We start from the raw sequence: 12,851 nt of genomic DNA, 5'->3' as shown, positions 1-12,851 counted from the left end.
CCTGTCCTGTCATCATCTACAACTCTGATTCCAACTCCTGACTCAAAAGAAGAAGATGCCCTGCTTACATTATTATCCTCAAGCATGATTGTTTGGGATTTTGCGGACTGGTAAAACATGTCGCAGTATAGATTGCCTGATCCGGTTGTTTCCGAAAATATACGATTAATCAATTCAGGATTAGTATGGAAAAAATCAAAATATTCGTTTAATGTATTCATTTTTGCCTTTAAAGATATTTTATATTGACGCAGATAATTTAAAATATTTTTAAGGATTGTACAAGAAGTTTCTGGGTTTTTGTTTTTAATAAGTAGTCTGCTACACATCTCGCCCCCCTTTTTTATTTCTCGCAAAGAACGCAACGTACGCAAAGAAAAAAAGGGAGAAAAACAATGTAGAGGCCACAATCAATGAATTTGTGTATGTAAGATGCCGAAAGGCAAGCTGAAAGTCAGGGGCGCGTTCAAAGCATCGATTTTTGCCTTCTCGTTTGCTATGTTTCTCAATTTCGGGAGAATATATCGTTATATTTAGGATAATCCCGACATTACTGTATCTTGTATCAAATAATTTTACGATTATTTCAAAGAACGATTTGTATTATCCATATTTAGTAAGATATTTAATTTCATATACTACTATGAACCTTATTGTGTACAGGTTTGATTTTCATTGTTTTTAGAATGAACTCATTATTTAAAAAAATATAAAATACTTGATTTATTATAGATATTAAATTAAATTAAATTAAAATAAACGATACAATTCTTTAGTTTGAGAAGAAGCGGAGTAGTTTCTATATGAATTCATAAAATAGAAAGCAAATTAGAAATTAAAAGCAGAAAAATTCATAGATTTGCTGGATAAGAGTTGGAAGAAATGCAGCAAAGAATTAATAAAATATTAAACTATCTGCACGAACAAAGAGATTATGATTTTACAGGTGACCGGCTTTCAATGCTAGAACGCAGGATTTCAAAACGACTTTTTCCTAAATATACCGACGATTTTGAAAAATATTACCAGTACCTTTTGAAGAATGAACAGGAATTAGACTGTTCAATCAATACACTCACCATTAATATCAGCAGCTTTTTAAGAGATATATTTGCCTTTGGACATGTTGAGAAAATTATAAAAGGAGACTAATCAAAGAAGGCTCGGCATTAGGGCTTTACCTCACGAAAAAAATAGCGGATCTGCTTGGCGGCGAGATTGAGGTTGCAAGCGAGCCTGGGGAGGAAAGGGAATATAAGATGAAAAAAAATACATTTATTTTTAATCTGTTTATTTTTTGTGTCATTATTTTTCAAACAGTGAATTTATATTCTCAAGAGCAGGATTTAGAAAAACTGCTGAATCTTAGCTTGCAGGAATTAATGAATATCGAAGTAGTGACTGCTTCAAAAAAACCGCAGAAAATCCGTGAAGTACCTGCAACTGTTCGTGTTATCACTGCAGGGCAAATTAAAGAAAATGGATATTTGACCTTGGAAGAGGCTCTTTCCCCTTTACCCGGTTTCCAATTCAGAAACATTTTTGGCCTCAATAGTTATGTTTTCGAGCGTGGAGTACCCAGTCAGAATAATTTAATATTGATACTTGTTGATGGAATTCAAATTAATGAGTTAAATTCCGGCGGTTTTTATGGTGGTGGGCAGTATAATCTGGACAATGTGGAAAGGATAGAAGTCGTTTACGGGCCTGCCTCAGCTTTATACGGAACAAATGCAATTTCAGGTATCGTAAATCTCATCACCAAGAATCCAAAGGGGAATGAAGGATTAAATATAAACGCGCTTTATGGATCTTTCAATACGTTAAATACAAATATTGGCTATGGCTTTTATGATGAGAAAAAAGATTTAGGATTTCGTGTTTCAGGGATGTTAAAAAAATCCGATAAAGCAGACTTAACTGAAGAAAAAGGTGATAATAATTGGACAGAGAATCTGGAAACCTTCGAAAATGATTATTCCTTTGACGCCAAGCTGACTTATAAAGATTTTACAGCAGGATTGATTTTTCAGAACAAACAGGTCTCCGCTGGTACATATTACCGCTCTGTAGGCACTATTTATCGAGACAAGGGCACTTTATGGAATATACGCTTCATTAACGGTTATTTAAAGCATAACTATAAAAAGTCTGAAAAATTGTCGTTGTTATCTCAATTGTACTATCGTAACGCCACTGTTTTAGATAATTCCGTTCATGCAGTTGTGGATACAGCACGTATTGGTTATTACCGGCCTAACGATCTGATTGGTTTTGAGAGTATGGTTAATTATACACCCAACCACAAACTTACCCTGATTAGCGGGATTGTTTTTGAAAGAGAAAATCTGGCTGAGGGGTACTCAAAGACATGGAGTAATTCTCCTGAAGAAAACCCTGCCCGGCCGGCAAAACCGGACATGAAAAGCAATACACTGTTGAGTGTCTATGGACAGGCGCAATATTTTTTACTGAAATCATTGCAATTGACAACTGGTGCAAGATTTGATAACAGCAGTGTTTATAATCAGGTGCTTACTCCCAGGGCGGGCTTAGTATACAATAAGGATCGCCTAACTGCAAAGCTGCTGTATATGGAAGCCTTCCGGGCACCAAGACCATGGGATTATACCTGGGGGACCGGGAATCCCGATCTTAAACCCGAAAACATGAACACAGTGGAAGTTTTTCTTGGTTACAATTTATACAGCAATTTACGTACAGAAGCTTCAATCTACAAGAATACTATCACTGATATATTAATTAAAGATGCAGGCAGAAGTAAATGGGTCAACTCTGGCAGCCTTAAAACAGATGGTTTTGAGCTGGGCTTGAGCTATTATACTGAAAAATTATCGCCATATATAAATTATACTTACAACGATTCCCGCTACAAAGACGGTGGTGAAGTACCTGAAATTTCAAAACATAGTGCTAATATCGGGGTTAAGGTTGCCCTTACAAGAGGGTATAAATTTAATTTCAGCGGTAACTATTTGGGAAGCAGAAAAAATCCGCATATCATTCCCGCGACTGGCAAAGATCTCATTGATCCGGCGTTTGTTCTTAATTCGGTCTTAACCTGTTCAAGTTTTCACAATTTGAATATTCAGTTGATCGTCAAAAATGTTCTTGATGCAAAATACTATCACACTTCCAACCGTTCAGATCCGGCTTATCTCGTATCGCGTTTCCGGCAGCCTCAAAGAACTATAATGCTGAGAATTGGATATAAAATTCAGGCATTTTAAGATTGGAATAGACTATGAAAAGATTTTGTTACTTTTTTCTGATTATTATTATCTTTCTGAATTTTATGGCGTTTGCCAATATCAATAAAGAGGTCGGTCATGAAGAGAAAATTAAGTCTGTTTTTATTTACAATTTTACAAAGTATATTCAATGGTCAAATAATGATACTTCCAATACTTTCAAAATTGCATTTATTGGAGACAGCAAAATAATTATTCCCTTAAAAGAGATAGCAGAAAAGAGGACTATCGGCAACAAGAAAATCAGGATAAAACATTATCATGATATCCAGGATATCGACATGTGTCATATTCTCTTTATTTCAGCATCGGAAAAAGGGTGCTTAAAAAATATTTTACAAAAGGTTGGTCATGAAAATATTTTAACAATTAGTGACAGCAAAGGATTTGCCGACAAAGGTGTTGCTATTAATCTTGTCGTTGTTGCAGATAAAATTAAATTTGAAATAAATAGCAGCGCCCTTAAACGAGCGGGTTTACACGTTAGCTCCCAACTTTTAAAATTAGCGATTTTGGTTGAAGAAGCGGGAGGTTGATTAGATGATTAATATAAAAAATTTATCTATTAGAAAAAAACTTATTGCCATTCAGCTCTTGACTGCCTTTATCGTACTTATATTATTCGGAGCTTTTCTTGTCTATAATGATATGCGAGTATTTCGAAATTCTGTTATCAGTCAATTATCGTCCACTGCCCAGTTAATAGGTGCTAATAGCACTTCCGCTTTAAATTTTTTAGATAATAAGGCCGCCGAGGATATTCTTTTTTCACTTGAAACAGAAGAGGATATCGTTAACGCCTGGATTTATGATGCGGAGGGCAATCTCTTTGCAAAATACAACAAAATCGGATATGATGATTTTTCATTTCCAAAGGTCGAGAAAGAATCGTCTGAATTCGAGAGTGGCTATGTCACCCTTTCTCAAAAAATCTTACAAGACAGTGATATTATTGGAATTGTTTCACTGCGTTTAAATATGGAACAACGCAGGCGGATTTTAGGCCAAAATATCATTATTGCATTTTTTGTATTGATTATAGGAATGATCGCTGCATTTTTTCTATCTTTATTAACTCAAAGAACGATATCAAATCCTATTCTTAAATTAGCCGGAACAACAAAAGAAGTATCAGAAACAGGCGACTATTCAATTCGTGTTGAAAAAAAGAGTAACGATGAAGTTGGCATTCTTTATGACGGCTTTAATAATATGCTGGAACAGATTGATGTTCGAGAGATTGAGAGAAATAAAGCTGAAAAGGCGTTGCGGATATCGGAGGAGAACTATCGTGCTATCTTCGATGCGGCTAATGACGCCATTTTCGTCCATGATTTGGATACAGGCGCAATCCTCGACGTCAATAACAAAATGTGTGAGATGTACGGTTACACCCGCGAGGAGGCCTGCCGGCTTGACGTTGAGGTCTTGAGTCAGGGCGAACCGCCATACACCCGCCAGGATGCCCTGAGGTGGATAAAGAAAGCGGCAGAGGGGAAACCCCAACTCTTTGAATGGATGGCAAAGGACAAAACAGGGCGGCTATTCTGGGTTGAGGTGAACATGAGACGCGTTGTCATCGGGGGACAAAACCGTCTGTTGGTTGTGGTGCGCGACATCAGCGAACGCAAGCAGGCGGAGGCAGAACTACGAAAACACCGTGAACACCTGGAAAAATTGGTGAAAGAACGCACCGCCGAATTAGAAGAAAAAAACAAAAAACTGGAACGCTATAATAGATTATTTGAGGGCAGAGAATTCAGGATTAAAGAGTTGAGGGATAAGGTGAAGGAATTGAAAAAAAAGGAATGATGAATTTTGAATGAGAGATTGTTACGGGTTGCGGGTGAAAGGGATAAGGAACGAGAATAACGAAGGACGAAAGATGAGGGAAGAGGGATGAAATACAGGATACAAGATGCAGGATGCAAGAGAATACATGATGCAGAGGAGGTCGTGTCGAGTGAGTAAGGCGCAAAGTTATAAGGATTTGGAGATTTATCAGTTGGCTAAGAAATTAGCCGTTGAGATTCATAAAATGACTTTAGAGGAACTTCCTAAATTTGAAATGTATGAAGAAGGACAACAAATCAGACGTTCTGCAAAGTCGACAGGAGCCAATATTGTTGAAGATTATGGGAGGAGAAGATATAAAAGAGAATTCGTCCATTTTTTAACATATAGTGTTGCGTCCTGCGATGAAACTAAATATCATTTAGAAATACTTTTTGGAACGGGATCATTAATAAAGAATCGCTTTGAATATTTTGTGAGTTGCTATGAGGAACTTGGAAAAAAGATTTATAATTTCAGGGAATCAGTAATGAAAGGCCATAAATCATAGACTGAATCCTGCATCTTGAACTATTTAAAAGATTGGACGAAAAGTATGAGCACAGTTGCACAACTCATTACAATAGAACGAAAAGCAGACTCATTCTGTACGACTCGTTAGTCCTCTCGTCTATCGTCCATCGTAATTAAGAAAGGAGTAAAAAATGAATATTAAAAGAGAACTTTTTATATTGATAATAATTTTTTTATTCATAAATATATCAACTGTTTATGCTCAAGAGATTGACACACTTAAAAGCAGATTGGAAAACGCATCCGGTCAAGAGAAGATAGAAATTTTAAACGAACTTGCGGGAGCTTATGGGGAATTGCCGCCCAATGAGAGAATTGCGTTTGCGGAACAGGCTGTCGATTTATCTGAAAAATTTCAGGATCATAAATCCAAAGCCGATGCTTTCAATCACCTCGGAGTTGCGTATAATAATCTGGGAGATAGTCAAAAATCCATGGATTATTTCCTGAAGGCTTTAAGAATCATGGAACAAATCGACGATAAAAGCGGAATTGCAAATTCTTATCTTAATATCGGCCAGGCAAATTTTTATCTCGACAATTTTGATAAAGCGCTGGAATATTTTCAAAAAAATTTAAACTTGAGATATCAGATTGGTGATAAAAAATATATTTCTCAGGCGTTGAATACAATCGGGAATGTAATGAGTAAAACAGCAAAATATGATAAAGCATTAGAATACTATTCCAAGGCTTTGGATATCAGCATAGAAATTGATGATAAAATTGGTGTTTCCCAGATTTACAACAATATTGGAAATGTATATTTGGCAACCGGCAAAATAGAAAGGGTGTTGGAATATCGCTTGAAATCATTGCAAATCGATCGAGAACTTGGTGATAAGTGGGAAATTGCTTTAACTACTTTTAATATTGCTGAATACTATTTAAAAATCAAACAGCCTGAAAAAGCCTATCCTTATATAATTGAGTCTCAGGAATTATCAGAAAAACTTGAAAATAAAGGACTGATTAGAGACAATTTATATAATTTTTCTTTGTATTACGAATTAGGCGGAAATTATCAAAAGGCGCTCAAATATCAAAGGGATTTTACCGAGTCAACCCAAAAACAATTTTCTGTAGAGCTCAACGAGAAAATAGCTGAAATGCAAATAAAGTATGAAACAGAGAAAAAGGAAAAAGAGAATCAAGCCTATAAACTTCAGTTGGAAAAAGCCCATACAGAGAGATGGCTGCTTATATTAGGTATATTGATTATTATGTTGATCGCCTTCATTATTTATTATCGCTACCGTGTAAAGAAAAAATATGCTATACTATTAGAAGGTTTAGTCGCAGAACGAACAAATGAATTGCATCAAAAAATTAATAAACTCGAGCAATCAAAGGAAAGCCTTCACAATGCTCATGAAGAACTTGAAAAATACCGTGACCACCTGGAAGATCTGGTAAAAAAACGCACTAAAGAATTAGAAGAAAAAAACAAGAAACTTGAAGAATTCAATAAACTTTTCGTGGACAGAGAATTCAGGATAAAAGAATTGAAAGATAAGGTGAAAGAGTTGGAGGACAAGTAAACAATGGCAAGTGATCAGAAAATAATTCATAAACACTGGGGCAAATGGTGAAAAATAAATTAAGGTGTTTATTTTACCAAGCGGTTGGATTTCTTCTTTTGATCATAATTCTGAGTGAGCCCGTTACTGCCTGGGCGCTTGATCCTGATAAAACCATTACACAGTATGTTCATGATGTATGGCAGGTAGAGGATGGACTTCCGCAAAGCACTATAACAGCCATACTCCAGACTCGTGATGGCTACATCTGGCTCGGAACTCAGGAAGGTCTTGTACGTTTCGATGGCGTAAGGTTTACTGTGTTTGACAAGAAAAATACTAAAAATATAAAAGACAGTCACATTTTAACACTTTTTGAGGATCATGAGGGCAGTCTCTGGATTGGCACGTATGGTGGCGGGCTTAACCGATTAAAAGACAAAGAATTCACAGCCTATACCACCAAAGAGGGATTGTCTGACAACATGGTGTGGTCAATCTGTGAGGACGGAAAGGGCAGTATCTGGATTGGCACATATAGTGGCGGCCTTAACCGATTGAGGGATGGAAAATTCACAGCCTATACCACCAAAGATGGATTGTCTAACGACTTTGTGAGGTCAATCTATGAGGACAGAGAGGGCAGTATCTGGATTGGCACAGGAGGTGGCGGGCTTAACCGATTGAGGGATGGAAAATTCACAGCCTATACCACCAAAGATGGATTGTCTAACGACTTTGTGAGGTCAATCTATGAGGACAGAGAGGGCAGTCTCTGGATTGGCACAGGAGAAGGATTAAACAGATTAAGGGATGGGAAATTCACAGCCTATACCACCAAAGATGGATTGTCTAACGACATGGTGTGGTCAATCTATGAGGACAGAAATGGCAGTCTCTGGATTGGCACATATAGTGGTGGCCTTAACCGATTTAAGGATGGAAAATTCACAGCCTTTACCACCAAAGAGGGATTGTCTGACGACATAGTGAAGTCGATCTATGAGGACAGAGAAGGCAGTATCTGGATTGGCACGGAAGGTGGTGGATTAAACAGATTAAGGGATGGGAAATTTACGGTTTATACCACCAAAGAGGGATTGTCTAACGATTTTGTGAAGTCGATCTATGAAGACAGAGAAGGCAGTCTCTGGATTGGCACGGACGGTGGTGGATTAAACAGATTAAAGGATGATAAATTTACGGTCTACACCACTAAGGAGGGATTGTCCAGCGATCTTGTGAAGTCAATCTATGAGGACAGAGAGGGCAGTCTCTGGATTGGCACGGGAGAAGGATTAAACAGATTAAAGGATGGTAAATTTACGGTTTATACCACCAAAGAGGGATTGTCTAACGACATGGTGTGGTCAATCTATGAGGACAGAAAGGGCAGTCTCTGGATTGGCACATGGCGTGGCGGACTTAACCGATTGAGGGATGGAAAATTCACAGCCTATACCACCAAAGATGGATTGTCTAACGACATGGTGAGGTCAATCTATGAGGACAGAGAAGGCAGTCTCTGGATTGGCACGGACGGTGGTGGATTAAACAGATTAAGGGATGGGAAATTTACGGTCTACTCCACTAAGGAGGGATTGTCTAACGATCTTGTGAGGTCAATCTATGAGGACGGAGAAGGAAGTCTCTGGATTGGCACAAGAGGTGGCGGTCTCAACCGGTTAAAAGATGGGAAATTCACAGCCTATACCACTAAAGAAGGTTTGTTTGATGATTCTGTATGGCAGATCCTTGAAGATGGAAAAGGGAACTTATGGATGAGCTGCAACAATGGTATTTTCCGGGTCAGCATGAGAGAGCTCAACGATTTTGCAGAGGGAAAAATAAGTTCAATTAATTCTATTTCTTATGGCGAGCCGGATGGTATGATGAGTAAAGAATGCAATGGTGGCTTTCAGCCGGCGGGTTGGAAGAGCAGGGATGGAAAGCTCTGGTTTCCGACCATAAGGGGTGTGGTAATGATTAATCCGGAAAATATAAGGACTAATAAGCTACCTCCTCCGGTGCTCATCGAGCACGTCATTATTGACAATAGATCTTTTGCCGCGAGCGGGGTAATTCAAATTTCTCCGGGGAATAAGGATTTTGAGTTTCACTATACGGGTCTCAGTTTTTTGGTCCCGGAAAGAGTGAAATTTAAGTACAAATTAGAAGGGTGGAACAAAGAATGGATTGACGCAGGAACACGCCGGACGGCATATTACACCAATATTCCCCCGGGTTCCTATTGCTTTCGTGTTATTGCCTGTAATAATGATGGTATCTGGAATGAAGAAGGGGCATCATTAAAAATAATAGTGCCTCCTCCATTTTGGCAGATCTGGTGGTTTCGTGTTCTATTAATCTTGTCAATACTGTCTGCTGCAATTTTTATTTACAAGCTAAGAACAAGAGCTATACGCCGCAGAAACGAAGAATTAAATGAACTAAACATAAGCCTGGAAATAAGCGAGGAAAAATACCGTCTGCTGGCAGAACAATCTGGTCAAATACTGTACGATTACGATATTCTTACAGGCAAGATCGGCTGGTCGGGGGATATTCAGACGATTACAGGTTTTACTCTCAAGGAGTTTCAGAAGGTCGATATATCCGGCTGGGAAAAGCGAATACATCCTGATGACCACAAGGCTGCATTGACGCTGCTCGATAAAGCCATGAAGGAATGTTCCAATTATCATGTGGAGTATCGTTTCAAACACAAGGATGGAACTTATTTTTATATGGAGGATAGCGGCCTTTTTCTTGCTGATGAAAAAGGGAAAGCTTACCGGAGGCTTGGTATTATGAAAGACATCACCATGCGCAAGCAGGCAGAGGCAGAACTACGAAAACACCGTGAACACCTGGAAGAACTCGTCAAGGAACGAACAGCAGAATTAGAAGAAAAAAACAAGAAACTTGAAAAATCCCAGCAATCCCTTGCTCTACTCCTGGAAGATGTAAATGAATCACGAGTAGAACTCGATGTATCTAATAAAAAACTGGAAGCTGCCAATAAAGAACTGGAAGCTTTTTCCTATTCGGTTTCACACGACCTGCGTGCTCCTCTGCGCCATATTGACGGATTTACCAAACTTCTGAATAAAAACATTAAGCACATAATTGATGAAAAATCACAGAATTATTTTGATAATATAATTAGCGCTTCCAAACAAATGAACCAACTCATCGACGATCTGCTTGTTTTCTCAAGGATGAGTAGAAAAGATGTGAAAAAGATCAATATCAATATGAAAACAGTAATAGATGAAGCAATGCAGATATTTGATTCTGATATCAAAGAGAATAATATCTCTATCATAGTTGATGACATGCCCGATGTTAATCTCGATGTTTCTTTGATAAGGCAGGCGTGGGTAAATCTTATCTCGAATGCTATTAAATTTACCGGTAAAGAGAAAAATCCTGAAATTCATATTGGCACAGAGAAAGATACAGACGGTAATACCATTTTCTTCATCAAAGATAATGGGGTTGGCTTTGATCAGAAATATGTAGATAAAATATTTGGTGTCTTTCAACGCTTACACAGCATTAATGAGTTCCCGGGTACCGGTATCGGATTGGCAAATGTGAAACGAATAATAATGAAACATGGCGGGGACATCCGGGCAGAGGGAAAGATAAATGAAGGTGCTTCTTTCTTTTTTACATTATCCGACGCCTGAAAATGAATATTTTTGCTCTTGACGGAAAAATGTAAAATTTCGTTTTTTAAAGCAACCGAGATGAGGAAAGAATGAATGATCTGAAAAGAATACTATTAGCAGAAGATGACCAGAAAGATATCGATCTTACACTTGCCGCTCTTGAGGAAATCAATATAGCCAATAAGATCGATGTGGTAAGAGATGGAGAAGAAGCTCTGGATTATCTTTTTAAACGCGCTAAATATAAAGATCGGGGAAACGGTAATCCGGTTGTTGTGCTGCTCGATTTAAAAATGCCGAAAGTTGACGGGCTGGAAGTTCTAAAGCAGATTAAAAAAAGCGAAGCTCTTTGCAATATCCCGGTAGTTATACTTACTTCTTCCAAAATGGAAAGCGACCTGATAACAAGCTACAATCTTGGCGTTAACGCTTATGTAGTAAAACCGGTGGAATTTGAAGACTTTATGAAAGCAGTGAAAGATTTGGGTTCGTTCTGGGCAATCCTGAATGAAACTCCGCCTGATAAATAAGGAAGTAAGAAAATGAAAATATTAATGCTGGAAGATAATAAGCTTGATGCAAAACTTATCAAAGAAGAGTTGACGGAGCATAAATTTGATTTTATTTCTGAGTGCGTAGAAACGGAAAAGGATTTTATAGCAGCTATCCACGACTTCAAACCGGATATTATCCTTTCGGATTATGCTCTGCCCCAATTCACAGGATTTGAAGCATTGGAAATTGCCAAAAAACTAATCCCGGATATTCCGTTCATTATTGTAACGGGTTCCCTTTCAGAAGAAATGGCTGTTGATTCCATTAAAAGAGGCGCATGGGATTATATTCTTAAAGAAAACCTGTTAAGATTAACTCCTGCAATTGAAAATGCGCTTAAATTAAAAATAGAGAAGGATAAAAATAAACTGGCAGAACAAGCACTAAAAGAAAGTGAAATCCGATATAAAGAATTATTTGATAATATAAGTAGCGGTGTAGCGGTTTATGATGTCATAGATGATGGAAAAGATTTTATTTTTAAAGATTTCAATAAAGCTGCTGAAAGATTAGGCAATGATAAAAGGGATGATCTTATTGGTAAAAGTATTTTCGAAATGAGACCTGAAGTAGAAAAGTTTGGTCTTATTGATGTATTTCGCAAAGTATGGAAAACAGGTAAACCTGCGTATCATCCCATTACATTTTATCAGGATGAAAAAATTCATAGCTGGTATGAAAATTTTGTATATAAATTACAAACCAAAGAAATAGTTGCTGTGTTCAATGACATCACCGAACGCAAGCAGGCGGAAGAACAAATAAAGAGAGATCTGAAAGAAAAAGAGATCATGCTCAAGGAGATTCACCACCGGGTGAAGAATAACCTCCAGATCATGTCAAGCCTGCTGAGTTTGCAGGCCTCAAAAATTAATGACGAACGTATTTCCATGATTTTAAATGAAAGCAAAAGCCGCATTCAATCCATGTCAATTGTGCATGAGATGATGTATCAGAATCAGGATTTCGCGCGGATAGATATGAAGTATTATATCAATAAACTGATTGCTTCTCTAACCCTGCTTTACTATCAGAATGCCGAACAGATCAAAATTATTGATAAATGCAAAAATGTTCAGATTGATTTAAACCGGGCCATTCCCTGCGGCATGATCATAAATGAGCTTGTCTCCAACGCTATAAAACACGCGTTCCCGGATAAACGGAAGGGTGAAATTGATATCCGGTTGGAAGAAAAATCCGGAAAAGTTCATCTATCCGTCCGGGATGACGGGATTGCTCTGCCGCCCGGTTTTAAATCCTCCGAGGTTGATACGCTGGGTATGGCTATTATTTCTGACTTGACAGAACAGTTGGATGGCATATTAAAAGTTGTCCAGGGTGATGGATTTAAAGAGTTTAATGTTGTTTTCCCGTTTTAAACAATAGCCTTGCTATGTGGAGCTGAATTTTTAATTCTGAACGTCAAACTGTAAATTATTCAAATCAAGTAAAATTTC

General features: G+C 37.8%; 10 protein-coding genes. 9 read left to right on the top strand and 1 reads right to left on the bottom strand.

The window, feature by feature from the left end; genetic code table 11:
• The coding region (locus tag J7K93_11500; protein ID MCD6117634.1) for a hypothetical protein at window positions 1-329 on the bottom strand (329 nt) is incomplete at its 3' end.
• A 553-nt stretch (window positions 330-882) separates the two neighbouring features.
• Here J7K93_11500 and J7K93_11495 point away from each other — a divergent pair.
• The 9 genes from J7K93_11495 to J7K93_11455 all read left to right on the top strand — a co-directional run bounded on the left by J7K93_11495 (window position 883) and on the right by J7K93_11455 (window position 12,773).
• Window positions 883-1,152, top strand: a complete 270-nt coding sequence (locus J7K93_11495; GenBank protein MCD6117633.1) for a hypothetical protein — start codon at window positions 883-885, stop codon at window positions 1,150-1,152.
• A 230-nt stretch (window positions 1,153-1,382) separates the two neighbouring features.
• Window positions 1,383-3,251: a TonB-dependent receptor gene (locus J7K93_11490; protein ID MCD6117632.1), complete on the top strand. Its 1,869-nt coding sequence runs from the start codon at window positions 1,383-1,385 to the stop codon at window positions 3,249-3,251.
• Window positions 3,252-3,265: 14 nt separating this feature from the next.
• The gene (locus J7K93_11485) at window positions 3,266-3,808 is read left to right on the top strand and encodes a YfiR family protein (GenBank protein MCD6117631.1); all 543 of its coding nucleotides are present in this window, start codon (window positions 3,266-3,268) and stop codon (window positions 3,806-3,808) included.
• Between the two features lie 4 nt (window positions 3,809-3,812).
• On the top strand, window positions 3,813-5,084 hold the full coding sequence (locus tag J7K93_11480) for a PAS domain S-box protein (GenBank protein MCD6117630.1): 1,272 nt from the start codon (window positions 3,813-3,815) through the stop codon (window positions 5,082-5,084).
• Between the two features lie 130 nt (window positions 5,085-5,214).
• On the top strand, window positions 5,215-5,616 hold the full coding sequence (locus J7K93_11475) for a four helix bundle protein (protein ID MCD6117629.1): 402 nt from the start codon (window positions 5,215-5,217) through the stop codon (window positions 5,614-5,616).
• A gap of 154 nt (window positions 5,617-5,770) precedes the next feature.
• Complete coding sequence (locus J7K93_11470) at window positions 5,771-7,180, top strand: tetratricopeptide repeat protein (GenBank protein MCD6117628.1); 1,410 nt, start codon at window positions 5,771-5,773, stop codon at window positions 7,178-7,180.
• A gap of 98 nt (window positions 7,181-7,278) precedes the next feature.
• Window positions 7,279-10,854 (top strand): PAS domain-containing protein, encoded by a 3,576-nt coding sequence (locus J7K93_11465; GenBank protein ID MCD6117627.1) that lies wholly within the window; start codon window positions 7,279-7,281, stop codon window positions 10,852-10,854.
• 71 nt (window positions 10,855-10,925) lie between these two features.
• Window positions 10,926-11,366 carry a response regulator gene (locus J7K93_11460; protein MCD6117626.1) on the top strand — a complete coding sequence of 147 codons (441 nt, stop codon included), beginning with the start codon at window positions 10,926-10,928 and terminating at the stop codon, window positions 11,364-11,366.
• A gap of 12 nt (window positions 11,367-11,378) precedes the next feature.
• Window positions 11,379-12,773, top strand: coding sequence for a response regulator (locus tag J7K93_11455; protein ID MCD6117625.1), 1,395 nt, complete (start codon window positions 11,379-11,381; stop codon window positions 12,771-12,773).
• Window positions 12,774-12,851: the final 78 nt, after the last annotated feature.

The sequence above is a fragment of the bacterium genome (assembly GCA_021158245.1).
Taxonomy (GTDB): domain Bacteria; phylum Zhuqueibacterota; class QNDG01; order QNDG01; family QNDG01; genus QNDG01.
Note: the sequence above shows the minus strand (reverse complement) of the source record. Positions and strands in the feature narration are given on the sequence as shown.